Annotated in this window: 25 protein-coding genes and 1 tRNA gene; 8 read left to right on the forward strand and 18 right to left on the reverse strand. The window is 42.8% G+C overall.

Annotated features, from left to right (window positions below):
* Window positions 1-516: 516 nt before the first annotated feature.
* Window positions 517-1,149 (forward strand): hypothetical protein, encoded by a 633-nt coding sequence (locus BLU80_RS10595; RefSeq protein WP_091397852.1) that lies wholly within the window; start codon window positions 517-519, stop codon window positions 1,147-1,149.
* A 295-nt stretch (window positions 1,150-1,444) separates the two neighbouring features.
* Here the strand turns inward: BLU80_RS10595 and BLU80_RS10600 are convergent, their stop codons facing one another.
* The 8 genes from BLU80_RS10600 to BLU80_RS10630 all read right to left on the reverse strand — a co-directional run bounded on the left by BLU80_RS10600 (window position 1,445) and on the right by BLU80_RS10630 (window position 5,486).
* Window positions 1,445-1,636, reverse strand: a complete 192-nt coding sequence (locus BLU80_RS10600) for a hypothetical protein (protein ID WP_091397854.1) — start codon at window positions 1,634-1,636, stop codon at window positions 1,445-1,447.
* A 272-nt stretch (window positions 1,637-1,908) separates the two neighbouring features.
* Window positions 1,909-2,166 carry a hypothetical protein gene (locus tag BLU80_RS10605; RefSeq protein ID WP_091397857.1) on the reverse strand — a complete coding sequence of 86 codons (258 nt, stop codon included), beginning with the start codon at window positions 2,164-2,166 and terminating at the stop codon, window positions 1,909-1,911.
* Between the two features lie 73 nt (window positions 2,167-2,239).
* Window positions 2,240-2,848 carry an imm11 family protein gene (locus BLU80_RS10610; protein ID WP_139188131.1) on the reverse strand — a complete coding sequence of 203 codons (609 nt, stop codon included), beginning with the start codon at window positions 2,846-2,848 and terminating at the stop codon, window positions 2,240-2,242.
* 562 nt (window positions 2,849-3,410) lie between these two features.
* The gene (locus BLU80_RS10615; RefSeq protein ID WP_091397861.1) at window positions 3,411-3,653 is read right to left on the reverse strand and encodes a hypothetical protein; all 243 of its coding nucleotides are present in this window, start codon (window positions 3,651-3,653) and stop codon (window positions 3,411-3,413) included.
* A 2-nt stretch (window positions 3,654-3,655) separates the two neighbouring features.
* The gene (locus BLU80_RS19555) at window positions 3,656-3,814 is read right to left on the reverse strand and encodes a hypothetical protein (protein WP_170831209.1); all 159 of its coding nucleotides are present in this window, start codon (window positions 3,812-3,814) and stop codon (window positions 3,656-3,658) included.
* A gap of 170 nt (window positions 3,815-3,984) precedes the next feature.
* Window positions 3,985-4,227 (reverse strand): hypothetical protein, encoded by a 243-nt coding sequence (locus BLU80_RS19870; RefSeq protein WP_091397863.1) that lies wholly within the window; start codon window positions 4,225-4,227, stop codon window positions 3,985-3,987.
* A gap of 9 nt (window positions 4,228-4,236) precedes the next feature.
* Window positions 4,237-4,671 carry a pyrimidine dimer DNA glycosylase/endonuclease V gene (locus tag BLU80_RS10625; RefSeq protein ID WP_091397865.1) on the reverse strand — a complete coding sequence of 145 codons (435 nt, stop codon included), beginning with the start codon at window positions 4,669-4,671 and terminating at the stop codon, window positions 4,237-4,239.
* A gap of 5 nt (window positions 4,672-4,676) precedes the next feature.
* Entirely contained in the window at window positions 4,677-5,486 is an 810-nt protein-coding gene (locus BLU80_RS10630) for a S24 family peptidase (RefSeq protein ID WP_091397867.1), read from the reverse strand.
* Between the two features lie 72 nt (window positions 5,487-5,558).
* Here BLU80_RS10630 and BLU80_RS10635 point away from each other — a divergent pair, with 72 nt between their 5' ends.
* Genes BLU80_RS10635 through BLU80_RS10645 form a run of 3 tightly spaced genes read left to right on the forward strand, consistent with a single transcriptional unit; the run spans window position 5,559 to window position 10,974 of the window.
* Window positions 5,559-6,299 carry an ImuA family protein gene (locus BLU80_RS10635; RefSeq protein WP_091397870.1) on the forward strand — a complete coding sequence of 247 codons (741 nt, stop codon included), beginning with the start codon at window positions 5,559-5,561 and terminating at the stop codon, window positions 6,297-6,299.
* Window positions 6,296-7,789 (forward strand): Y-family DNA polymerase, encoded by a 1,494-nt coding sequence (locus BLU80_RS10640; RefSeq protein WP_091397873.1) that lies wholly within the window; start codon window positions 6,296-6,298, stop codon window positions 7,787-7,789. Before BLU80_RS10635 ends, BLU80_RS10640 begins: the two co-directional genes overlap by 4 nt.
* 11 nt (window positions 7,790-7,800) lie before the next feature.
* Window positions 7,801-10,974 carry an error-prone DNA polymerase gene (locus BLU80_RS10645; protein ID WP_091397875.1) on the forward strand — a complete coding sequence of 1,058 codons (3,174 nt, stop codon included), beginning with the start codon at window positions 7,801-7,803 and terminating at the stop codon, window positions 10,972-10,974.
* A gap of 262 nt (window positions 10,975-11,236) precedes the next feature.
* On the opposite strand, the gene BLU80_RS10650 is transcribed toward BLU80_RS10645, so the two are convergent.
* Both BLU80_RS10650 and BLU80_RS10655 read right to left on the reverse strand, forming a co-directional pair.
* Window positions 11,237-11,323, reverse strand: a tRNA-Leu gene (locus BLU80_RS10650).
* A gap of 192 nt (window positions 11,324-11,515) precedes the next feature.
* Window positions 11,516-12,262, reverse strand: a complete 747-nt coding sequence (locus tag BLU80_RS10655) for a tRNA1(Val) (adenine(37)-N6)-methyltransferase (RefSeq protein WP_091397878.1) — start codon at window positions 12,260-12,262, stop codon at window positions 11,516-11,518.
* 121 nt (window positions 12,263-12,383) lie between these two features.
* Between BLU80_RS10655 and gatC the strand changes: the two genes are divergently transcribed.
* From gatC to BLU80_RS10670, 3 genes are read left to right on the forward strand one after another with little or no spacing between them, the layout of a single operon-like run.
* The gene (gatC, locus tag BLU80_RS10660; RefSeq protein ID WP_091397881.1) at window positions 12,384-12,677 is read left to right on the forward strand and encodes an Asp-tRNA(Asn)/Glu-tRNA(Gln) amidotransferase subunit GatC; all 294 of its coding nucleotides are present in this window, start codon (window positions 12,384-12,386) and stop codon (window positions 12,675-12,677) included.
* A gap of 16 nt (window positions 12,678-12,693) precedes the next feature.
* Window positions 12,694-13,404 carry an ABC transporter ATP-binding protein gene (locus tag BLU80_RS10665; RefSeq protein ID WP_091397883.1) on the forward strand — a complete coding sequence of 237 codons (711 nt, stop codon included), beginning with the start codon at window positions 12,694-12,696 and terminating at the stop codon, window positions 13,402-13,404.
* A 48-nt stretch (window positions 13,405-13,452) separates the two neighbouring features.
* Window positions 13,453-14,040 (forward strand): cob(I)yrinic acid a,c-diamide adenosyltransferase, encoded by a 588-nt coding sequence (locus BLU80_RS10670; RefSeq protein ID WP_091397886.1) that lies wholly within the window; start codon window positions 13,453-13,455, stop codon window positions 14,038-14,040.
* A gap of 27 nt (window positions 14,041-14,067) precedes the next feature.
* On the opposite strand, the gene BLU80_RS10675 is transcribed toward BLU80_RS10670, so the two are convergent.
* Window positions 14,068-14,724 carry an ABC transporter ATP-binding protein gene (locus BLU80_RS10675; RefSeq protein ID WP_091398142.1) on the reverse strand — a complete coding sequence of 219 codons (657 nt, stop codon included), beginning with the start codon at window positions 14,722-14,724 and terminating at the stop codon, window positions 14,068-14,070.
* A gap of 144 nt (window positions 14,725-14,868) precedes the next feature.
* On the opposite strand from BLU80_RS10675, the gene BLU80_RS10680 reads away from it, so the two are divergent.
* Window positions 14,869-15,090 carry a DUF2795 domain-containing protein gene (locus tag BLU80_RS10680; RefSeq protein ID WP_091397889.1) on the forward strand — a complete coding sequence of 74 codons (222 nt, stop codon included), beginning with the start codon at window positions 14,869-14,871 and terminating at the stop codon, window positions 15,088-15,090.
* A 220-nt stretch (window positions 15,091-15,310) separates the two neighbouring features.
* Here the strand turns inward: BLU80_RS10680 and BLU80_RS10685 are convergent, their stop codons facing one another.
* From BLU80_RS10685 to BLU80_RS10715, 7 genes are all read right to left on the reverse strand, one after another.
* Window positions 15,311-15,970 carry a DUF6089 family protein gene (locus tag BLU80_RS10685; protein WP_091397892.1) on the reverse strand — a complete coding sequence of 220 codons (660 nt, stop codon included), beginning with the start codon at window positions 15,968-15,970 and terminating at the stop codon, window positions 15,311-15,313.
* Between the two features lie 8 nt (window positions 15,971-15,978).
* The gene (gene porN, locus BLU80_RS10690) at window positions 15,979-17,016 is read right to left on the reverse strand and encodes a type IX secretion system ring subunit PorN/GldN (protein ID WP_091397895.1); all 1,038 of its coding nucleotides are present in this window, start codon (window positions 17,014-17,016) and stop codon (window positions 15,979-15,981) included.
* A 29-nt stretch (window positions 17,017-17,045) separates the two neighbouring features.
* Window positions 17,046-18,569, reverse strand: a complete 1,524-nt coding sequence (gene porM / locus BLU80_RS10695; protein WP_244518875.1) for a type IX secretion system motor protein PorM/GldM — start codon at window positions 18,567-18,569, stop codon at window positions 17,046-17,048.
* A gap of 223 nt (window positions 18,570-18,792) precedes the next feature.
* The gene (locus tag BLU80_RS10700; protein ID WP_091397897.1) at window positions 18,793-19,428 is read right to left on the reverse strand and encodes a GldL-related protein; all 636 of its coding nucleotides are present in this window, start codon (window positions 19,426-19,428) and stop codon (window positions 18,793-18,795) included.
* Between the two features lie 87 nt (window positions 19,429-19,515).
* The gene (gene porK / locus BLU80_RS10705; protein ID WP_091397900.1) at window positions 19,516-20,799 is read right to left on the reverse strand and encodes a T9SS ring complex lipoprotein PorK/GldK; all 1,284 of its coding nucleotides are present in this window, start codon (window positions 20,797-20,799) and stop codon (window positions 19,516-19,518) included.
* A gap of 71 nt (window positions 20,800-20,870) precedes the next feature.
* Window positions 20,871-22,520 carry an adenine deaminase gene (ade, locus tag BLU80_RS10710; protein WP_091397903.1) on the reverse strand — a complete coding sequence of 550 codons (1,650 nt, stop codon included), beginning with the start codon at window positions 22,518-22,520 and terminating at the stop codon, window positions 20,871-20,873.
* 63 nt (window positions 22,521-22,583) lie between these two features.
* Window positions 22,584-23,405, reverse strand: coding sequence for an MBL fold metallo-hydrolase (locus BLU80_RS10715; protein ID WP_091397906.1), 822 nt, complete (start codon window positions 23,403-23,405; stop codon window positions 22,584-22,586).
* Window positions 23,406-23,549: the final 144 nt, after the last annotated feature.

Here is a 23,549-nt window from a genome sequence, read left to right on the forward strand (position 1 = left end):
CTAATTGAATCTTTTTATTAATGCATACATAACCCACTATTGACTGCGTACTTGATGTAATTCATGATACTACCCCAGTATGCTATAACTATTTTTACAAAGCGTTTAAAGAGGAATATATCTGTATCGCCAAATCCATCGATATCGCACTTGAAGGGCAAATATGTCTATGTCTCTTCCGTATCTGTGATTTTCCAAAAATAATGAAACTCTAGAGATAAATGAATTTGATATATGAATGGCCACCTGTTAATCCCACCATGCTTAGTTGAATCATTTGTAGTAATTTCCTATGGTGAACTAATATTTGGGGCCATTGAAAATATATCCTTACTATCTCTGCCACAAATCTAATATATTTTTAATATACGTAAATTATTCAACTAAGAGCCAATGTATTCTCTCCTTTTCAATTACAGCTTTTCAAGGGAAAAACGAGTCTAGAAGACCAAGATTTTATTAATTATTGCATTTATTACCAAAATCTATTAATTTTAATCCTATAAAAATGATATTATGAGAAGATTGTTTCAGTTCCTTGGTGCATTTATATTGATTATATTCTTTATGAATGCCTGCAGTAAGGATTCAAATAAAGCAGGAGCACCTACGCTGACTTTGACACCAAGTATGTTTTTGGATTTTGGTAATAAGGACTGGAATAAAGTGAAGCCCACATTTAGCAATAAGAAAGGATATCTGTATACTGAATTTTCAAAAGAGGAAAATATGGGCATAAAATCAGTTATGTCAGAGCCGGTGATAATACCAGGTTATGAGGACATGCATTATGTTATAACTTTAAATATTGCACGCTCTTCTAACAAGGTGGTCATTGTTTCCTTGGGGAATGAAAATGGCTCGTTCCCATTAACTCAAAGCAGAGCTTATTCCTTGCTAAAAGAATTTTATGAGGATTTTTTTACCAAAATCACAGATACCTTGGCAACTGGTGGCAATTATAAACAGGGGGATGCTCCTGAAAAACACATTTCCATAAACGAGGCGCTTGACATGATTGAAAACAAGACTCCCGTGGATGCACTGTATATGGATGTTAATAGTAGTATGGGAGCATTTTCTGCCGGATTTAGCAAAAATGAAGCAGGGAATTTTCTTTTTGGATACAATTACTTTCATGGATATTAAATCACATTAATAAAGGAATTTCCCTTTCCCTTTACAAAACCATTTTAGAGCATAAAAAACCGGTCAGCCTTTTAAAACCCTCTATAAATAACTGGGTCGGAAGCATTCTTACGTAGTTACAGCTTTTCTATTTCATCATCAAAATTAACCGCTTTAGTTTTTAACCAGTTAATGCCTTACCTGTTCTTAATCCTGTTTTAGATATGCTCTGCGCTGCCGCCTCGCTTGTGTAGTGATATAAATACTCACCTCTCCCTTTAGCTGCAACTAATTCCCTTACACAAAAAAATTCTTTCTAATTCTTTGCCGTTAAGCCAAATTCTTTTAAAATTGGTTGAATCGCAGATTGCTCTGTTATCTCAATTTTTTTAAGAATATTCACAACTTTATCAATATCATCTTTTTTAACAGCTTGATCAAATTCGTCCATTAAACCACTTATGTAAAGTCGCTCATTTACGGTCATGCCTTTATATTTATTATCCATTTTTTAAATTAAGGTTAAGTACTGAGAAATTAGTAATTCTAACATCTTGAGGGTCGATAATATATTCAGGAAGACCTCCTATATTTCCATCTAATGGTAAAGCCTTTCTAAATTTAATAATGTCGTTAAAATTGACTTTCCTTTCAAGCATAAACTCAGCCGTATTAGTTGCACCACTTGCTCCACCAGGTGGAAGCCCTGCTAGATTCCTAAAAATTATTTACTGAGTTAGGATGAGTTGTGGTCCAAGAGAAACCTTCTGCCCGTGCATCTCACCCAAAAACACGGTAATCAGTCATTTCTCCCGTCTTAGCGGCACTTTCAAAAAGTCCTACAGATCTTCCCAGTGCGCCAATAAATTTACCAGCATTAAGCGCACCATCTGCCATAAAATCCAATGGGCTCATTGTCGTCTCAATCGCATGCGGACCAAAGGTGGAGGTTAAAATTGCTCCAGGAATCCTATCGGTCGTGTATGGTGCATGAAAGCTATTCTCCCTAACGAATGCCTGTTCTACGCTGACCGGCATTATTGCTCACATGTAAATATTCCTTTAAAAGAAACAAAGCATGTGAATGTTCTATAATCCCATGTTTACAATATTAATCATTTTTAACACGCGCCTTTTCGAATGTAATACCTGTTAATTTCTCCCGCTGAATTATTCTCCTTAAGTTATCGTTTATATATAATCTTGACTTAATTTTCCATAAATTGAATTCCGACGGGGTTGTAAAAACGGTAAGATGCCTAACCTTTTGCAAAGAAAAGTAAGGCTTAATAATATTTCTCGTTCCAGGAACATACATTGTTTTTTTCACATCCAAAACATCATACATCCGCTGGAACCGCAGTATATAATAATTCCTGCGCTCATTATTACCGTTGACTTTGGCCAAGATCCAATCAAATTCATCTTGATCATTTCTTATTTGTTCAATTATGTTTTTTAGTCTTTCCGAAAATAGTGGCCACGCAAGACTATTAGGCTGATAATCTAGCCAGATATCTTGCAAATCCCCTAAGTAATCACTTTTTGCCAACTCGCCGTTTCTTTCAAACAATTTCACCAGATTTAGATCAAAAGGTAATTCATTTAAGTCTTCTAAATCGTCAATTAAATCATGGGCTAATTTAGTAGACTCTGGTGCAAAAGCGCTCGCTACCTGTGGTAAATCCTTGATGCATATTAAATAAAATTTGTTATTCATTATTTCCATCCTGCGCGTAAAAGACCAGTGGTTGCTATGACCAGCTGCTTTATATTTGAATTAAATAATTTTAAAGATTCAGAGACACTTCCGTCTGCATTTTTAGCCGCTTATATCATTTCTTCTAATACAAAATTATGATAATCATTTGGATGCCTGCCTAAATGAGGTAATAATTCTTTATTCCACCCTTCATCCAATTTTAATCCGAATTTTCAAGCAATAGATTCCATCTGAGGAGTAAAAATCTTATTTTTGTTCGTTGCGAAGTGATACCATTGTAGAGGGAGTTCTTTTTCTACCTCGTTCTCTAGAACTTCGACACCAACCTTGCCGATAGCTCTCCCGCCAAAATAGGCCACGTCAATTAAAAATCCAATGGGCTCATTGTCGTCTCTATCGCCTGCGGACCAAAGGTGTAGGTTAAAAACGCTCCAGGAAGCCTATCGGTCGTGTATGGTGCATGCAAGCTATTCGCCCTAGCGAATGCCTGTTCTACATTTACAACCAAATGTGAAACTGTAAAATCTACTACTAAACAGGATTTATTCGTTTTGGGATCCTAGGAGTTCATGGTGATAAAATTCCCGTAAGTGATATAGTCTGTCACATTACCACCTTTGTTTCCCGTTTGTACTATTCTTGTAATTTTGTTATTGACGGTGGTAACCTCATATTCATTGTCTGTTTCACCCCCATCTTTATCCACCCCGTTAACCGGATCTGCCCTCAGACCAACATACGGACTGGCATACTGACCTTTGGTATCCACGGTCAGCCACCTGGCTATCCTGGAATCATACATCCTCAGCTCAAACGCATTCCAGTCTGTCTCCCGTCCTTCTCCGCATAGGCTCTCTGGTAACCATACCGGTAGTTCGTACCACCGCTCCTAAGCACCATCCCATAAGGATAATAATCACTATAACCTCCTACTTCCAAAGAACTACCACTTTTCGCTATCACAGGCCGCACATGCCCAGCTGATCTCTCAGCTCATAGGCATATACATTCCCTGACTTATAATTAGGTCCCGATCCGGCCTCCGCCGCCATCTATTGCATATTCCGACGCAACAATACTCCCCGATCCTGTTTTGGCATATATCATACCGTCTACATACCAGGCCGTTTCAATCAGCTGACCGGCAGCATTATAGGTCTTCTTACAGATCGTGGACCCGTTCTCGTCATAGACAAACTCTGCGACCTTCCTGGTAAAGGCAGCGGCCCTGTAGCCACCACTCTGCCACGTCCTTCAGGCATTCCCCCGACAATCAGCGCTTTGCCTTTGTACTGGGGAAAATCCCTTTGCTCCACCGAGGCATAGAATACGCCCATGTCTATATGAATGATCTTTCGGTGTATAGTTTCTGACATGCGTTTGATTTATTTCTGTAAAATTTCCCAGTTTTCTATATCACCTGCTACAATGTTAAAGAGCGGCAGTGGCGCGATAGTTGTAAGGTTGCGCCACTGCTCAAAACGGGTTTTATCTCTAAGAGCTAACTTTTTCAACAGATGTTCCATTTCATATTTAAGTTGCCCCTTCGTCACAATCATCTGTACCGGCTGGAAATCCTTGTCAATTTTACTTATGTCAAAATGATAATTGCGGGATACCGCTTCTTTATATATTTCCGATAAATAGTGATTGATGGCGTGCAGCGGATCAGCCATCTGCTTAAATCGTTGCAATTGCGGATGGTTTTTATATCCCTTTGTTTTGCCTTCCAATACATTTTTGGCTAATAGGCCCTCCCGCCAAACAGCCAATAATCCTTTGGTATCTAAATATTTTGCATGTAATGACCAGATGCGCATGACCTCTATTTTTTCAATTTTGCTATTTCAATTTTTAAATCATTAAACATCCCCTTAAGTTCCTGCATTTCTGTAGGCTGCTCCGGGAGCCTGTCTAAATGCATCTTTTTAAATTCCCAGAATTCCAGGACATCATCGACTTCAATAATATAGGGCTTATATAAGGGGTTCAGTGATTTCAGCAGGAAGTTCTTTTCATTTTTATTGACGGTAACCAGTTTAAAAACAAAATTGTTAGCGCCCTTCAGGATAACAATACAGGGAGTGTCCTGTTTTATCGCTAACCAGTTTTCTATATAAGCCCCCGTAACTTCTGCCTTATCCGGGACAGGATACATGGAATCCCCCTCCGCCTGGAAGGTGCGGTATGTTCCCGTCCTGGATAAAGACGGATCGTTATATTTGGGTAAGGAGGAGATATATTCCGGGTCATTATAGCCTGAAGAATAACCCATTTTCGCTTTTATGGGAACATACTCACAATTCTGCCGGTTTTCGACATCTACCGTTATCGGCAATACTCTGATCCTGGAGCCTGTCATGTAAACATCATTACCCGCTTCCAGCTCCCGCAACTGGAGCTCCTGCAGTTTAGTTAGGTTTACCTTCAGCAGACTGTCCACACTCAATTTAAAAAAATCAGAAAATTTAACAAGGTCCTCGACAGATGGATTTTTTGTTGCGCCTTTTTCAATCGCTCTCATTTTTTCCCGCGTAAAATCAAGCAGTTGCGCTAATTGCTGCTGTGTCAGTTTCCTTCTTTTCCGAAGAAATCCGATGTTTTCACTTAAAAATATTTTTTGCTGTTCGCTCATGAAATGGTATTATTACACCCAAAGATATGGTACTAATAGTACCTTTTTATATTTTTTTAAAAATATTTTTATATGCAAGCGGTAAAAAAGGACTCATTGGAAATGCTGCGAAAGGAAATCCTTGATTTGCAGGGACTTGGCATTAGACCGGACAGTGAGCAGGTAAATGTGCCTTTAGGAGAAATATTAGAAAATATGCCGGGCGGCGTTTTTCCTACAGGTGCCATACATGAATTCCTGAGCCCTACGCTGACCAGTGCAGCAGCAGCGACAGGCTTCATTGCAGCTATTATTCATTCATTGATGCAAAGCGGTAAGCCTTGCGTATGGATCAGTACCCGCCGAATGATATTCCCGCCCGCGATACGTGTCTTCGGCATAGAGCCCGACAGGTTTATTTTTATTGATACGCCAAGGGAAAAAGAGGCCTTCTGGGCAATAGAAGAGGCCTTAAGATGTGAATCATTATGTGCAGTCATTGGTGAGATAGCTACATTGGATTTTAAGGAATCCAGACGACTACAGCTTGCGGTAGAAAGCAGCCGCGTGACCGGCTTTATAAACAGGCGCTTCCCCCATCGGATAACTTCCACAGCATGCGTTGCCCGCTGGCAGGTGCAGCCGGTAAATAGCAAGGCTACTATTGGACTGCCTGGGCTCGCCTTTCCGCGCTGGAAAGTAGAACTTCTTAAAATCCGAAGTGGCAGGCCGGCAAGCTGGCTATTAGAATGGTCCGGGAACGCATTTCATACAGTCGTCAATGAGAACCCACAGCAATCAATGCTCCCCAACTTAAAAACAGGCGTAGCATGAGTCGGTTTATTTCAATCTGGTTCCGGCATCTGCTGACTGATGGATACGCATTAGGACAACCTTCATTAAAGGATATACCTTTTGTAATGGCTGCACCAGAGCGCGGCCGGATGATGATTCAAGCCGCAAACGCCAAGGCCGAAGCTGATGGTGTCAGGGCTGGTATGGTCGTGGCGGATGCCAGGGCGATATTCCCGGCTTTGCATGTTGTGGATGCCATAGAGGGTACGGAAAATGGGCTTTTAGAAATGCTTGGCGAGTGGTGTTTACGCTATACACCGGATGTCGCCATTGATGCTCCGGACGGATTAATATTGAATATCAGCGGTTGCCCTCATTTATGGGGAGGGGAGCGCGCCTATTTAAAGGACCTTGTTCTAAAAATAAGAGCAATGGGCTATGATGCCCGTGCAGCCATTGCCGATACCATCGGCGCAGCATGGGCAATTGCACGATTTGGCACGGTAACACCGATCATTAACCAGAACTGCCAGAAAGAGGCACTGTCCCCCTTGCCTCCTACAGCCTTAAGACTGGATCAGGCCATTGCAGACAGGCTGCACAAACTGGGGTTATATACCATTGGGAGTTTTATTGATATGCCGCGTCCGACACTCCGGCGGCGTTTTGGACAGGAAATGATTATTCGCATAGAACAGGCTTTAGGCTCGCTTACTGAATCTCTTAAACCTATTCGGCCCGTATCACCCTATGAAGAGCGCCTGCCCAGCATGGACGGGATACGTACAGCCAAAGGCATAGAGATAGCTATCCGGAAGCTGTTACAAGGATTATGTCTTCGCTTAAGTAAGGAAGGTAAAGGGCTTCGTGCTGCTGTGTTAACGTGTTACCGGATGGATAACGAGGTGCAGCAGGTGATCCTTAGCACCAGTCGTCCATCCAGGGATGTGGAACACCTTTTTAAGCTATTTGAATTGAAAATTCCATCTATTCGGCCGGCGTTAGGTATAGAGTTATTTTTACTCGAAGCAACAGTGACAGAAGATCTGAACGTCACAAAAGAGATGCTTTGGAGCGTCAGCCGTAAAGATGAAACAGCAGTAGCGGAATTACTGGACAAGATAGCTGGTAAGATAGGGGAAGATAAGATTCACCGCTTTCTTCCTGATGAGCGTCATTGGCCCGAAAATTCCTACAAAGAGGCTGCCAGCCTTGAAGAAAAACCAACAACAGCATGGCGGACGGACAGGTTGCGCCCTGTCTGCCTGTTGCCGGAACCTGTAAGGATTGAAGTATCTGTTCCGATACCCGACTACCCTCCTTTATTGTTTCGCTATAAAAACAGACCTTATCGTATTGTAAGAGCAGACGGACCCGAAAGAATAGAACAGGAATGGTGGCTGACGGATGGTTTACACAGAGATTATTACAGCGTGGAAGATGAAAGCGGAGCCAGGTACTGGCTGTTCCGTTCAGGCCATTATAATGATGAACATTCTGCCTGGTACTTACACGGATTTTTTGCATGAAAATAGTGAGCATGGAATACGCAGAGCTTAATATAACATCTAATTTTTCCTTTTTAAGGGGCGGCTCCCATCCTGAAGAGATGGTGCAGCAGGCAGCTGAACTGGGATATAAGGCTATCGCTATAACAGATCGCAATACTTTGGCCGGTATTGTGCGTGCGCATGTAGAAGCAAAGAAAAAAGGCATCCGGTATATCCCTGCATGTCGCCTGGATTTACAGGATGGCCCATCTTTACTGGCCTTTCCCACAAATAAGGCAGCGTATTCCAATCTGTCAGGGTTGTTGACGCTGGGAAATCTCCGTACCGAGAAAGGACAATGCCTGTTATATGTAACGGATGTTTGCAGCTATAAGGAGGGTATATTGTTTATAATGCTGCCACCGGATTCGCTCAATCAGGATTTCGATTTTGATCCGGGCTTTTATACCTCCATTGAGCAGTATAAGCAACAGTTTGGAGACAGCCTTTATATTGCTGCTGTACGATCCTATAAGGGAATGGACAGTAAAAAAATGTACCGTCTTCATCAGCTATCTTTAAAATTCAATATTCCAATGGTAGCTTGTAACGATGTTCATTATCATAGTTCAGAAAGAAGGCAATTGCAGGATATAGTGACCTGTATAAGAGAAAAATGTACTATTTATAATGCAGGGTATCGCTTAGAACAGAATGCAGAACGTTATATGAAACCAGTAGAGGAAATGTACAGGCTGTTCAGGCAATACCCGGAGGCCATTGACAATGCATTATATATCGCTGATGCATGTCAATTCTCACTGGAGGAACTGCAATATATTTATCCGGAAGAGCTGACAACAAAGGGAAGAACAGCTCAGGAAGAATTGGAGCTTTTTACCTGGCAGGGGGCTAAGGAAAAATTCGGAGAGAACATACCTGGGAGTATTAAGGATACGATATGCTATGAACTGGATTTTATCCGCCGGAAAAATTATGCGTCCTATTTTCTGACAGTTTATGATTACGTCTGTTTCGCCCGAAGCAGGAATATCTTATGCCAGGGGCGTGGCTCGGCAGCCAATTCGATAGTGTGTTATTGTCTTGGCATTACTTCCGTGGACCCGTCTAAATTCAAGCTATTATTTGCACGTTTTATGTCTGATGCCAGGAATGAGCCGCCGGATATTGACGTTGACTTTGAACATGAAAAGCGTGAGGAAGTGATGCAATATATTTATAACAAGTATGGTCGTAGTAGGGCAGGCATAGTAGCCACTGTAACGCAGGTACATCATAAAGGAGCAATAAGAGATGTCGGCAAGGCAATGGGCTTATCCGTGGATACGATCAACCGGCTATCCAAATCCCTCTGGGAATTTACTGATGACTGGCATAGCGGGAAACAGCAGAAAACTTCGCATGGTTTTATAGCCAGTGATCCGCATTTGAAAAAAGTATTGGAACTGACGGAAGAGTATGTGGGTTTCCCCCGGCAGTTAGGGCAGCATACCGGCGGCTTTGTCATCACGCAAGGCAAGCTATCAGATTTATGCCCGATACTTAATGCACGGATGGAAGACCGTACCAATATCGAATGGAACAAAGACGATATCGAAGCATTAGGCTTTTTGAAAGTAGATGTTTTAGCCCTGGGCATGCTCACTTGTATCCGCAAGGCATTTGATATGGCAAAAGCGCATTACGGCTTAGACCTTACATTGGCTAATATCCCGCAGGATGATCCGCAGGTCTATGAAATGATCTCTCATGCTGATACAATTGGTGTTTTCCAGATTGAAAGCCGTGCTCAGATGTCTATGCTGCCAAGATTAAAACCCAGATGTTTTTACGATCTGGTAATCGAAGTCGCTATTGTACGGCCTGGGCCTATACAGGGTGACATGGTGCATCCGTATTTGAGAAGGCGTAACGGCCAGGACCCGGTCGTTTATCCGTCAAAAGAATTGGAGGAGATACTCGGCAGAACATTGGGAGTACCGCTTTTCCAGGAACAGGCAATGGAAATAGCCATTGTTGCCGCGGGATTTACACCGGCAGAAGCGGATGGGCTGCGCCGTAGTATGGCCACTTTCAAGGCAAAAGGAAAGGTAAGTGACTGGGAGCAAAAGCTGATTGACGGAATGGTGAAAAAAGGTTACGAGGAAGGATTTGCAAAAAGAGTATTCCGGCAACTGGAGGGTTTTGGAAGTTACGGGTTTCCCGAAAGTCATGCAGCAAGTTTTGCCTTGCTGGTATATATTTCCTGCTGGCTGAAGTATTACTACCCAGATGTTTTTGCTGCTGCGCTTTTAAACAGTCAGCCAATGGGATTCTATCAGCCCGCCCAGATTATCATTGATGCCAGGAAACACGGTGTCGAAGTCCGGCATGTGGATGTAAACGCTTCTTATTGGGATAATTCCTTAGAAGAAAAATCAGGGCAGTATTGTGCGATGCGCTTAGGTTTCCGGCAGATAAAAGGTGTAGCAGAAAACGATGTGCAGCTTCTACTGGCTGCACGAAAGGAAAAATTCACTGCTATTACGCAGGCTTATGACGCAGGCGTACCATTAGCCGCAATGGAACGGCTGGCAGATGCAGATGCTTTCCGTTCTCTTGGACTGGACCGAAGGCAGGCACTTTGGGAGGTTTCTGCACTTAGTGACATTCCAGTCGGGTTATTTAAAGGAGCAGGCTCTAACGAAAAAGAGGAGGTTGAACTACCTGAAATGTCGTTATCAGAGCATGTCCTGCAAGATTATAGTAGTCTTTCTCTATCATTAAAAGCGCATCCCGTCAGCTTTCTACGTAAAGAATTGTACAAGCAGCAAATACTTACTACGAAAGAACTTGACCTGTGGCCCGACGGAACACCTGTCCGGGTGGCAGGCTTGGTCCTGGTCAGACAAAGGCCGGGAACGGCCAAAAATATCTGCTTCATTACGCTGGAAGATGAAACAGGTACCGCAAATCTGGTCGTATTCAAGAACAAATTTGACTATTATCGAAAACAGATACTTAGTGCAAAACTGTTGATGGTGGAAGGTAAGCTTCAAAAAGAAGGCGAGGTAATTCATGTTATAGCAGAACAGCTTTATGATTTTTCAATGCTATTAAACCGGATGAATCTGGCAGCCAATAACCAAAAGAATAGCACGAAAGCGCCCTCAAAAAAAGCTATTCAAGGGTCCATATTTCCAGAAGGCAGAAACTTTAAGTAAAGCCGGCCTTTTTGCCAGGATTAAATTAAAGAATGACTGGACCGCGATTATGGGGATAATTAGAATAAACGTATCCGTGAGTCAAACGGAGCTTTTCATACAGCTAAATTAAAATAACTTAACTTAGCAATACAATAGTTCTTTTAAACACTGATTCTGATTTTTCAATGAATTTTCCGAAAAATTGCTGGCAAATTGACTGGCAAATTTTAAAAAAATAAAGGCTTCGGAAATCGAAACCTTTACAAGTGATTGTTAATCATGGTGCCCAGAACAGGAATCGAACCTGCACTCCCTTGCGAAAACCAGATTTTGAGTCTAGCGCGTCTACCAATTCCGCCATCTGGGCATTCCATTAGAGTTGCAAATGTAAGGTCTTGACCAATACTAACAAAACAAATTTTGACTATTTATTGACAGCAGCTTTTCTTGCGCCAGAATACTTTGCGCATAAATTTCAGTATTTTTTTAAACGTATTCATATCTATTGGTTTTTATTGAATGCCCTGTAAATCATTCAATTTTATTAACTATCCCAAAGTTACAAATAAAGATAGTAAGGGTGCAACAAGTCCTTAAACTTTAAGGAATATTCTTGATTTGTATCCTTTATAAACAACTCATCCTCCCTGACTTCTTTAAATTCCCTGCAAAACAATAAGACAGACCTAAAAAAAGGCTTCTGAGGGAGATTCGCTACCCTGCAATGAAAATAAGGAAAAAGATTTTGTTCCGCAGCGGTTTTAATAAACTCTGATACCCTGGTATATGGTATCAACGCGGCAAAAATGCCATCAGCTTTTAGCAGCGACCCAACTCCCGTCAGGAGTTCCCCAAAATTCAGATCTGTGCTATGCAAGGCCAGATTGCGTTTATCGTCCACCGATTTTAAGTCTCCCTTAAAAAACGGAGGATTGGAAAAAATCAGGTCATAGGCCATACTATTGCCTTCCTGTCCACCTTTAAACTGTTTAAAATCCCCGGCTATTGCTCTGAGCCTTTCTTTCCAGGGGCTTTTTTGAAAGTTTTCTGTCGCCTGTTCAAAAGCCATTGAATCGAGCTCCAGCGCATCTATTATAGCAGCAGGCTCTCTTTGGGCATACATCAGACTAAGTAGCCCCGTTCCGGTTCCGATATCCAGGGCATGGATTCTTTCTCCAGCAGCTCCCTGTGTTCGTGCTATTGTGGGTAGCATGGCACCAAACAGGCAGGCATCTGTACAGACCTTCATTGCAGCCTTTTGCTGCCATACCTCAAATTGCTTAAAACGGAAGAAATCATTACCCATACCTGCAAAATTAATTAAATACCTCCCCGTTAGCCGTTTAAACCGCCAATAAATTCAGAGCATAGAGCGCCGCCCATCCAAAATATTGGGTAGCTACGCTCCAAAACTTTATTTTTGCCTTATGGTAGCAATAACAGATCAGTTAATAGATGATTTAGCCCATTTATCCAGACTTACGTTCGATGACGCAGAAAAAGCAGCCATCAAAACAGATATGGAACAAATGGTGCAGTTTGTGGAAAAACTCAATGAAGTGGATACAACCAACGTTGACCCTTTATTACATATTACACCAAATCAGAATATATTCAGAGAAGATATCGTAGAAGGAAGTATTTCCAGGGAAGAAGCCCTGAAAAACGTCCCTAAAACAGACGGCACCTATATATTGGTACCGAAAGTCATCAAAAAATAATTAAACCAGCTTTAATATGTCGGGTATTATTCATTTGGACAAAATTGAGAAGCAATATTACATGGGTGGTCAGGGTATTCCTATTTTAAAAGGTCTTTCTCTGGATATCTATAAAAATGAATATGTGGCACTTATGGGACCTTCCGGTAGTGGCAAAAGTACCCTGATGAATATATTAGGTTGTCTGGATACACCTACAGGCGGCTCTTATGTACTGAATGGACAAGACGTCAGTAAAATGGCTGACGACCAGCTGGCTGATATTCGCAATATCGAAATCGGCTTTGTATTCCAGCAGTTTAATCTGTTACCCAGGCTGACAGCCGCAGAGAATGTGGCATTACCTTTAATCTATGCCGGCGTAGGCAAGGAAGAAAGAATGGAAAGAGCAGTCGCCGCCCTGGAAAAAGTGGGCCTTGGAGATCGAAGTCACCACCGCTCCAATGAAATGAGCGGCGGACAGATTCAGCGTGTAGCGATTGCAAGGGCCATTATTAATAATCCCGCAATATTGCTGGCAGATGAACCTACCGGTAACCTGGATTCCAAGACTTCAGTAGAAGTTATGGAGATCTTCTCACAGATTCAGGCAGCAGGCAATACCGTGGTACTGGTAACACACGAAGAGGATATAGCAGAATATGCTAAAAGAGTCATCCGGTTAAAGGACGGGATCATTGAATCTGATCAGATCAATGAACACCAGACTACCACCGCTGCTATCTGATTCCCGACATTTAAACATTCAGCAACTCAGAGATATAATTAAAATTACGTGGCTAAAATATATACGCGAACAGGAGACAAAGGAACAACAGGACTTATCGGGGGAACCCGGATTTCCAAAGGAGATTTACAGGTGGATTGCTACGGCACACTAGACGAAGTGAATGCTCATTTAGGATTGCTTATCAGCCAGTTAAAGGAAATTATCGACCAACCTTTTACCACACTTACGACAACACAGAAACACCTTTTTGATATTGGTGCAGTGCTCGCTTTAGATCCGGAAAAAGCAGATAAATTTAAGCTGCCCATGATTTCCTCTACAGAAATCACCAATCTGGAACTGGAAATAGATGAAATGAATTTTCATTTGCCGAAAATGACCCACTTTATCCTCCCCGGCGGACATCAGGTGGTCGCTCAGGCACATATTCTCAGAGCCGTAACCAGAAAAGCGGAACGCCTCACAGTGGCATTTGTCAGCCATGCGGACGCGGAAGCAGGGAGTTTTGCAGCGGATGCCTATCCGCTGATTCTTAAATATCTCAACAGGCTAAGCGATTACTTCTTTGTATTAAGCCGCTATATAGGCTATTTATTAAATATCCCGGAGAATAAATGGATTCCTGAAAAATAACAGCGATCCCAGCAAGCCATATCATCACTAATTTTCTAAAATAAGCCCGTCTTTCATTTTTAGAATACGGTCACTCATTTCTGCCAGCTGTGCATTATGGGTTACTATTAAAAAAGTCTGATTGAACTGACGCCTGAGATCCATAAAAAGATCATGTAACTCCTTGGCGTTGTGACTGTCCAGATTACCGGTCGGTTCGTCGGCAAATACAATATCCGGCTTATTGATAAGGGCTCTGGCCACGGCAACTCGTTGCTGTTCACCGCCGCTCATCTCATGGGGCTTATTTTCCAGCCGGTGAGACAGTCCCAAGGTATCCAGTAATCTTTTAGCCTCATTTTCCACATCTTTTTTACGGTATCCGGCCAGCCAGCCGGGAATACAGACGTTTTCCAGCGCAGAAAATTCCGGCAGCAGATGATGAAACTGGAAAACAAATCCGATATGTTTATTTCTGAAGGCCGCCAGTTTCTTGTCTTTTAGTTGATGGAATGCCTGACCATTCAAAAAACATTCTCCCCGGTCACTACTGTCCAGTGTACCTAAAATATGCAATAAGGTGCTTTTTCCGGCACCGGAGGAGCCGACAATAGACACAATCTCACCTTTTTGGATTTCAAGGCTCACCCCTTTCAAGACCTCTAACTGATTGTATCTTTTATGAATATCAACGGCTTTTAGCATAATATTTGACGGTTCTTCCTGCAAACATAGCGCAAAATTATGTTTTTAAAATAATTTAACGATATGTTAATTCAATGGAAGCAAAATGATATTTGGTAGTTCCGATTGATAACTTACATTTGCCGAAATTTAAAACCGAAAGCTATGTTTTGGACTTTAGAATTAGCCAGCTACCTAGAAGACGCACCCTGGCCCGCAAGCAAGGATGAGTTGATCGACTTCGCTATTCGTTCCGGCGCTCCAATTGAAGTGGTGGAAAACCTCCAGGAATTAGAATATGAAGGTGAAGTTTATGAAAGTATTGAAGATATCTGGCCAGACTATCCCAGTCAGGAAGACTTCATGTTCAATGAAGATGAATATTAAGCTTTAACAAAAGCAATTAAATAATTAAAAGCTACTTAGGTGAGCAGTAAAATGCAGTAATCCTAAGTAGCTTTTTATATACGATCAGAGAACAGTTGCAGCAATTGCCGTTCAGCTAAAATGGGGTGATATTTAAAGGCTTGCAGCCTTTAAATATCACCCCATTTTAATGATGTAAAAAATTATCTTCTATGTCAGCCATGCAACTGACAGTCTGGATTTACCACAGTTCTTCCAGTTTGATATTACTCAGACGAAAGGCAGCGCCCAACTGGATGGTATAATAACGGCTGGGACTGTTAGAGCTTTCATAGAAGTCAATGCTACGAGAGAATTCTCTGCGACTACCTTCAGCAAACACCTGAATATTTGGATTCACCAGGTAGCGCACACCGATACCGCCTCTAAAATTAAATCCGTTATCATTGGGTTTGCTGTAATCTGCACCATTTCTCTGATATCCGGTCAATGTATAAAAACCTCCGCCTGCAAAAATATAAGGAGATACTTTATGCGTGGTCAGGTCCAGAAAATTATATTCCGGCAATACAGACACTTCAAAAATATTGGTCTTGAACTGACCGGAACGATTGGCGCCGTCAATTAATTCTTCCCCATTATCTTTAGAGAGTGACCCATAGGTAAAGGTTGCACGGACATTGAAGTTTTTGGCAATATCATACCGGTAAAACGCCTCCACACTGGGATGGCTTTCTTTAAAGGTAAAAGCCGTCTTATTCATAAAGCCACTGTAGTTCATCATTCCAACGCTGATCCCTATCTGGCTTCTTTGTCCAAAATCCAATACTTGCGCGCTTGCGCCCACAGTCAATAGCATAAATGCTATGACAATCGGTAATATCAACTTGTTTTTCATCATTAGGTTTCTTATTTAGATGCAGAAGGCTGCTCCCACATACGTTTACTTAAATTATTGAGCTCATTTTGAATCTGACTTGCCTGAGAGGCCGTAAGCGGCCACTTGGTAAATCCATTGGCAGCATCCAGCGAAGACTTGATAATCGTACTTTTAAACAACCGGTTTTCAAATACCTGTTCCCAGCTAAGACGACCACCACCATTGAGCGGATTAGGAATCAAAGTTCGGACCAGTTTGGTACGCAGATCGGGATAATAAATCCAGAAAGCGGCGTGTTCACTATTATCCATTACCTCACCTGTAGACATGGTATAATTAATCAAAGGTGCAATGCCTAAAATACGTACATAAGTTTTGCCGTCTCTTTTATTAAATACCCATTCTTCTTTCACTCTGTATTTATAGATAGAATCTGCAGAAATTTCCTTCTGACGCACCTGATACCCTACGATATTTCCATCCAGGTCGTAGGAGGCCGAAGTGTCTGTGCCGCCACCAAAGGCAGACATCGCCTGCTCAAATGTGACCGGGGTGGTAAAACGGTCGTCAATCGGGCTGAAAGCCTGGACGCTGTCATTTTTAATGGCATCGATCATGACATTAATTAAACGGGTGGTATTCTCTCCATCAATGGAAGAGTTATAAAAATACGGCAAATTGGCCCGGTCTCTGGCATCAATGACACGCCATACCCTTACTCTGTATAACGCATCGGTAGCATACAACGGCGTGTAAGGCAGCGGCGTGGCCGTACTGTCTCCTGCATCATCTGCCAGAATATTATCTCTTCTCATGGATGATTTTGGCCCGTTGATCAGTTCATTACCTGTTGAATCTTTAATCACCTCAATAGGCATATTGGACAGCAACCCACTTGTATCTGATGTCTTACCCGCATCATAACTGGAATTATCCGGTAACTCCGTTGTGTCCTGCGGTGGCACACTTGTTCTTTTTTTCACAGGTGGTGCGTCATAGGCAGATTGTGCCTCAGCATAAACGCCTAGTGTCATACCACATATCAACAATAAAATTAGCTTTCTCATTAGAATGTTCCCCTATTTAAAATTTCTATTTAATACAGATTAAAGGCGATAGGTGCCAGTGTTCTGGAGCCACCCGGGCCTTTAGCCCTGATTTCATCAATGGTAATGGTACTGCCCGGTTTTGCCCTTTCAATTAAATCCCTGGCGGCACCAAAAGTATTTCCTGTTACTGATTTATGCATAAATTCCGGATAACCGGCACCGGCAAAGGTCATGGTAAAGCTGGTAACAGTAAACTTAACGCCTTCAAATACAAAGTTTTCCAGCTCAGCTCTTACCCCGGCCTGCGCTTTAAAGGAGTTAACAGACATCCGGCCACCCTTACTGGCTCCTACCATCGCAGTAGGCGTAGGCACTGTCTTCACCCGGAATACAAAATTCTCGCTGGATTTACCGTCGGTTACATGTACATGCGCCTCACCCGGAGTAGATGGACGGGCAATGAACTTACCATGTCCCTGAGAAACAACAGACCCCTGATCCATGGTCACATGCATATTCTCTGCCCCCCGTCCGTTACCGCCGCCCACGGAAATCGGGTTATCCAGTCCGATATACAGCACTTTAACCGCGTCAGCACTGACCGTAATACCGGTCGGAGAGCCAACTGTGTACTGAATATCCTTGGTTAAAGTGGCGGTGGTTCCGTCCGGCTTTAAGAAAGAAATATTGACTTTCTTGGTATAGGAACCCGGACCGCCCGCCGTTGTTTTATATTCAGCCATGCCATTGGCATTTAAAGGCACCGCCTGACCGTCTATGGTAACCGTTGGTCTGGCATTTTTACTAAAGGCGCCTACACCGGCAGAAATCGTAAACTCCTGTCCCGGTAATAAGTACTGGGTATTGGCAGAGGCCAGTGCCTGGAACTCATCATATACCACCTGTACCTGACCGATTTTATTGTGACAGAACTCAACCACCTGTGCTTCTGCATTCTTGACATCATTTTGAAATTTCGTCAAAATGGTCAGTGCCGCAATGGTGGGTGTCATTCTAAAATAGGCTGCCGCCCATGTGCGGTTGCTTTTTTCCTGTACTGCAGGCATGGCCAGATCAATTGGCAGTGTATTTTTAAACTGATCATTGATTTCCCGGTCAATGCCTAACATACTTTTCTTGTACTCCGTGAGTTTCTGGTAAAGGGTGTCTCCCACTTTCCCATCATCCAAAATATTGGTGGGCACGTCCAGATCATCTTCACTATAGGTCGTATCCCCTTTAGCCGGATTATATCCTGATGCTCGCTTTAATCGATCCTTAACGCCCTCAATATATGCATACATCCCGTCAGAAAGCGTCTTGGCCTGTTGCGCTCTGGGTGCCCAGACTGATGCCAGTTTCTGAGAGGTAGGATCTTTCAGCTTTTCATCCAGTGAACTAAATAAGGTCTGGTTTTTCTGATCAATGGTTTGAATAGAGTTTTCCAGACTGTTGTTGACTGTACGAAAAGCATTTAATATTTCGGACGATACATTCAGCGCCAACAGGGCAGTCAACACCAAATACATCAGGTTGATCATTTTCTGCCGCGGCTCCCTAGGTATTGCCATAATTTATGTAATTTCTAATTTTAGCTACTGATAATTTCTAACTCATTCATGCTGCCATTACAACTTCCCACTCCCTATAGACCGGAAATCCTGCATGGACAGCTTAACACAACTTACTTAAGACATAAGCTGAACCGCTCTCTTTGGGTCATGAACTCCGGCATTAACTAAATATAAGAAAGCCTTATTTAAAAACCGGTATGACCTAAAGCATCCCAGCCCGTTATTTCTGCCCCTGCATAGCAGAAAGCATTCCGCCATACACCTGATTGAGCCTGGCCAGATTTTCAGCCAGCTGGCCGATTTGTGCCTGCGTTTTCTTGGCATCATCAGCACTGGTAACGAGTGCCTGCGATGTTTCTGCCAGTTTCGCATAGAAACTATTCATGGAAGTTAAAGAAGCAGTGGCTTCCTGTAACTTCTGCATATACTCCTCCGTATTGGCCATGGAATTACTCGCTGTACTGATTCTCTGAATGCTGGCTTCCAGATTTTTAAATCCTTCGCTTAGACGGTTCATAGAATCCGGGGTAATATCGGCATCCTTCAGCATATTATCAACAGCTGCAAGCGCGGAAGGCTGGGGCGTTACGACCGGCGCCTTGGTCAGTTTACCATCATCGCCAATGGGAATACCCATTTCATCAACCGCCTTAGGGGGTGCAAATATATAGAGCAGACCAAAGCTTGTAAATACAAAAGCTTCCGTATACAGCCCGAAATTCAGCCATCCGTTGGCAGAGCCAAAGGGTGCTGTATGGGTAATTTTAAATAACGCACCTAATAGTACCGGCACAGCGGCAAAAGAATAAACGATCTCAAGGAAACGATCAATAGGCCTTACTTTTTCTACTGCCATAATAAGGAGTATTTATTTTTAGTGATTATATATTTGTTTATAACAGACAGCACCGGCCTCTAAGGGCAGGTGCTGTTATTCAATTAATTATTCGGGAAGATTTACCACTACTCTAAATCCGATATAAGAGTGTGCGGTCCCTAAATCTTCAAAGAAACGGTTGGATACATTGGTAAACTGAGGGGTATCTTTCCAGCTACCGCCACGAACCACTTTCTGACGTTTGCTTTTGCTTTCAGAATCAATGGTACCCCATTGAATATCCGGATTGAACCTGTTTTCAAAATTAGCGCCACCGGCATAATAAGAAGTATTGGTCCATTCAGATACGTTATCCGCCAGGTTGTAGATACCATACTTACCGTGTTTGCCTTCAATTACTTTTTCAGGGAACAGTTTATTGCCTTGAGCAGATTCCGCTTCTGCGGCCTCGTCATTATTAGCTCTTTTCTTTTTAGGTTTGTCCGCACCGCCATTCGTATTATCCGGAGCCAGGTTGTCCTCCGTACGGCCTTTATTGAGGTCCTTATCATTTAAGCTGGCCGCATAAGCCCACTCTGCTTCTGTTGGCAGACGGCACTGACCACCGATGGCCATTTTATGTTCTCTCTGATCTCTGTTGATTCGTTGTTTGGTAAACCAGTCACAATAAGCAGAAGCCTGTTTCCAGTTGACCCCCACTACCGGGAAGTTTTTATATTTATCGCTGGCAAAATAGCTGGTGGCCATCTGCTCATTATTAGAATAGCCAAAGTCACGCATCCAGACCAAAGTATCAGGATATACCTGTACCGTATAGCGGTAAACAAAGTCTTTAGGGCTGCGGCCTTTATTTTCAATTTTTGCTGCCTGCTGATAATCAAAGCCCTTCATTTCATAAACCAGTTTGGCAGGGTCAATCTGCGGTTTATGAGATAAGCTTTTGGAAGGATCCAGTAACAGATTGGTCAGTTTGGTCATCACTGCCGGATCCTGATAATTAATTTTTTCGGCATTTTTCCAGTTGATACTGGTATCACCGTCTTTAACGATCAGATACTGGCCACCCAGTTCCTTGGCTGCGATGGAGTCACGCACCCAATTGACAAATTCTTTATACTGTGCATTGGTGGTTTCTGTCGTACTGATATAAAACGAACTGATTAATACGGGATGACGATTCTCACTGTTCGCGATATTATTCGTATCCTCACCGTTTTCAGCCCCCTGGACAAATGTGCCGGTGGGCACCTTTACCATCGAAATCGGTAAGCCATACAGATGCTGACTTTTATGCTTTACAATCTTCCTTAAACGAACACCTGTTTGTGCCTGCAGGGCTCCTGCGCATAAAAGCATCAGACCCATCAAATAACCCGTGTATTTGCTCATACTTTAACTTTTCTATATTTTATGCGGATAGACAGAAAAAAGGCAATATTTCATTGCCATATTGCTGTCCCCTATTGGTTTACAAATTCGAAACGCTCCCCGTCAAAAAGCCCTTTATCGCTGAGTTTCAGTGCCGGTATGACCAAAAGAGCCATAAAACTGAGCGTCATATAGGGCGCGGACAAACTACTCTGCAATTTTTTTGCCATATTATCCAGTGCGCCATAATTTTTGGCGACCTCAAATCCGTCCTGATTACTCATAAGTCCAGCCACAGGCAAAGGTAATACCTGCGTTTTCCCCTGCTCCGATATACTGATGCCTCCTTTCTCCTTTACCAGCACGTTAATCGCTTCCATGATATCCTGATCATGGACTCCGACAGCCACAATATTATGACTATCATGCGCGACTGTAGAAGCAATGGCTCCTTTTTTTATTCCAAAGCCTTTAATAAAAGCCATGGCAGGTTTTGCCTCATGGTACCGGTTAACCACGACAATCTTTAATATATCCGACTGGGGATCACTCACCCAGGCATCCGGGTCTTTAGGATCTTCTTTGGGCGCCCAAAGAACTTTACCTGTAATTAATTGTCCATCATACGCTTCAATAACAGGCAACTGCCCCTCATCATCTAACAAATGAGTGTCTTTTTCTAAACGTAAATCTTTCAGTTTTATTTCTTTAACTGCAAAATTATTCAACGCTTTTTCAGAAACGCCCGCAATATTTGTCTGGCCGTTTTCAGCTACCAGCTGACCGTCAATAAAGGTTTTAAGTACTTTAAAATCTTTGAGATTGTTCACCAGGATAAAATCTGCCGGTTCATTAACCCTGAGAAGGCCTACTTCCAGCTTATAATGAAATACCGGGTTAATGCAGGCAGCCTTTACCACTTTAAAAATATCCACTCCTTTTTGAACGGCTCTGGCACATAACCGGTCGATATGGCCTTCCACCAGACTATCGGGATGCTTATCGTCGCTGCAAAACATCATTTCATCTTCATGATCATTTAATAGATCAATCAATGCTTCAAAATTTTTTGCAGCACTTCCTTCCCGAATTAAAATCTTCATATTGTGCTGGAGCTTATCCAGCGCTTCCTGCCTGGTAAAACATTCGTGATCGGTGGAGATGCCTGCCTGAATATAAGCGGCGGCCTGTTCCCCTCTAAGCCCCGGCGCATGGCCGTCTACCGGCTTATGCAGGTCCTTGGCATACTTGATTTTTTTAAGCACTTCCGGGTCCTTATTTAATACGCCCGGAAAATTCATCATTTCAGCCAGGTACTTAATATCATCCAATATCAGTAATTCTTTGATCGCCTCCGCGTCAATGACGGCGCCAGCCGTCTCAAAAGCCGTGGCCGGCACACAACTGGGGGCTCCAAAATTAAATTTAAAGGGAACTCTTTTGCCATTGTCAATCATATAATGCACGCCTTGTACTCCGCAGACATTGGCTATTTCATGAGGGTCACTGACCGTGGCTACTGTCCCGTGCGTGACGGCAATTCTGGCAAACTCACTGGGAATAAGCATACTGCTTTCAATATGCACATGGGCATCAACAAAGCCTGGCATCAGAAAAGGCAAGGCAGGATCCGGACTATCTGCTATTTTTTCGATTTTCATGACCCTTTTATCGAACTCAATGGTTACCGGGTAGATTTCCTTTTTAAAGGCATTGACCAGATTGGCTTGCAGGGTATTCATGATTTTCGAATTAAATTTAATAATAATATCAGTCCGGCCATTCAGCCATACGAATCTCCCGGATTAATTAGAGGGGTAAAAATTCACCAAATCAACTTTTACCGGTTTTCCGGCTGCGTCCACCAGTTTTTTGAATCGCTGGAGATCCGATAAGCCCTTAGCTCCCCGGTAATGATAAGGAATCACTACTTTAGGCTGGAAAGCCAGAACACCGCTTGCTGCCTGGTCAACATCCATCGTATAAGGGAGGTTCATACAGACAAAGGCCAGATCGATATTCTTAAGTCCTCTTAGCTCGGGCGTGGCTTCTGTATCTCCGCTCAGATAGATTCTTTTCCCACTTACAGTTAAGACATATCCATTACCCCTGCCCTTAGGATGGAACATCTGGGAAGCGTCCGGTAAATTATACATGGGTACCGCTTCAATCTTATAGCTGTTCCAGGTGGTGGATTTCCCATTTGCCAGGGCCTGTACATGCTCCTTGATTTCTGCCGGCAGTTTTTCCTGCACCGCCTTTGGTGCGATAATAGGAATGGCCCCAAATTTCTCTTCAATCAAAGCCAGCATTTTAGGATCCATATGATCGCCGTGAATGTCCGTAATTAATATTAAATCCGGCGCCTGCAGCTCGCTGATCAGAGCGGCATCAAAACTGGGATCTACCAGTACGGTTTTACCTGCCGCTTTTATTTCCAGACTGGCATGGAAAACAGGCAGCACCTGAATTCCTTTCACAGGTTCTATCCAATTGCCGGGAGTTGACTGCGCAGTGGCCGAGAGTTTGATTCCTCCGATTAAAAGCAATAACAAAAGCACATTACCCGCAAAGGCAGCTATACGACCCGCCTTTATTTGCCTACCGTTTTTATGTAAAATATTCATGGCAACTCTGTTTTGTGTAAAAAATTAAAGGTAAATTCAGTAAAGTAGTCCCTCTCCGAGATTTGTCGCCAATATCCTGCCAAAACAAGAACAGTCCCTATCCCAAACAGTTAATAATTGTTCTTTTGTCCGGATCCGGACTAT

Source organism: Arachidicoccus rhizosphaerae (assembly GCF_900107765.1).
Taxonomy (GTDB): Bacteria; Bacteroidota; Bacteroidia; order Chitinophagales; family Chitinophagaceae; genus Arachidicoccus; species Arachidicoccus rhizosphaerae.

Bases quoted from the DNA above. Each gene is read 5' to 3' on its own strand.
- porN (WP_091397895.1), bottom strand. From the start codon at position 17,016: ATGAGAAAGCTAATTTTATTGTTGATATGTGGTATGACACTAGGCGTT.
- BLU80_RS10630 (WP_091397867.1), bottom strand. From the start codon at position 5,486: ATGAGCGAACAGCAAAAAATATTTTTAAGTGAAAACATCGGATTTCTT.
- BLU80_RS10640 (WP_091397873.1), top strand. From the start codon at position 6,296: ATGAGTCGGTTTATTTCAATCTGGTTCCGGCATCTGCTGACTGATGGA.
- BLU80_RS10675 (WP_091398142.1), bottom strand. From the start codon at position 14,724: ATGCTAAAAGCCGTTGATATTCATAAAAGATACAATCAGTTAGAGGTC.
- BLU80_RS10655 (WP_091397878.1), bottom strand. From the start codon at position 12,262: ATGGGTAATGATTTCTTCCGTTTTAAGCAATTTGAGGTATGGCAGCAA.
- BLU80_RS10615 (WP_091397861.1), bottom strand. From the start codon at position 3,653: ATGTATGATTCCAGGATAGCCAGGTGGCTGACCGTGGATACCAAAGGT.
- BLU80_RS10605 (WP_091397857.1), bottom strand. From the start codon at position 2,166: ATGCCGGTCAGCGTAGAACAGGCATTCGTTAGGGAGAATAGCTTTCAT.
- BLU80_RS10635 (WP_091397870.1), top strand. From the start codon at position 5,559: ATGCAAGCGGTAAAAAAGGACTCATTGGAAATGCTGCGAAAGGAAATC.
- BLU80_RS19870 (WP_091397863.1), bottom strand. From the start codon at position 4,227: ATGTCAGAAACTATACACCGAAAGATCATTCATATAGACATGGGCGTA.
- ade (WP_091397903.1), bottom strand. From the start codon at position 22,520: ATGAATACCCTGCAAGCCAATCTGGTCAATGCCTTTAAAAAGGAAATC.
- BLU80_RS10715 (WP_091397906.1), bottom strand. From the start codon at position 23,405: ATGAATATTTTACATAAAAACGGTAGGCAAATAAAGGCGGGTCGTATA.
- porK (WP_091397900.1), bottom strand. From the start codon at position 20,799: ATGAGCAAATACACGGGTTATTTGATGGGTCTGATGCTTTTATGCGCA.
- BLU80_RS10685 (WP_091397892.1), bottom strand. From the start codon at position 15,970: ATGATGAAAAACAAGTTGATATTACCGATTGTCATAGCATTTATGCTA.
- BLU80_RS10595 (WP_091397852.1), top strand. From the start codon at position 517: ATGAGAAGATTGTTTCAGTTCCTTGGTGCATTTATATTGATTATATTC.
- BLU80_RS10600 (WP_091397854.1), bottom strand. From the start codon at position 1,636: ATGGATAATAAATATAAAGGCATGACCGTAAATGAGCGACTTTACATA.
- BLU80_RS10625 (WP_091397865.1), bottom strand. From the start codon at position 4,671: ATGCGCATCTGGTCATTACATGCAAAATATTTAGATACCAAAGGATTA.
- BLU80_RS10700 (WP_091397897.1), bottom strand. From the start codon at position 19,428: ATGGCAGTAGAAAAAGTAAGGCCTATTGATCGTTTCCTTGAGATCGTT.
- BLU80_RS10680 (WP_091397889.1), top strand. From the start codon at position 14,869: ATGTTTTGGACTTTAGAATTAGCCAGCTACCTAGAAGACGCACCCTGG.
- porM (WP_244518875.1), bottom strand. From the start codon at position 18,569: ATGGCAATACCTAGGGAGCCGCGGCAGAAAATGATCAACCTGATGTAT.
- BLU80_RS10610 (WP_139188131.1), bottom strand. From the start codon at position 2,848: ATGAATAACAAATTTTATTTAATATGCATCAAGGATTTACCACAGGTA.
- gatC (WP_091397881.1), top strand. From the start codon at position 12,384: ATGGTAGCAATAACAGATCAGTTAATAGATGATTTAGCCCATTTATCC.
- BLU80_RS10645 (WP_091397875.1), top strand. From the start codon at position 7,801: ATGGAATACGCAGAGCTTAATATAACATCTAATTTTTCCTTTTTAAGG.
- BLU80_RS10665 (WP_091397883.1), top strand. From the start codon at position 12,694: ATGTCGGGTATTATTCATTTGGACAAAATTGAGAAGCAATATTACATG.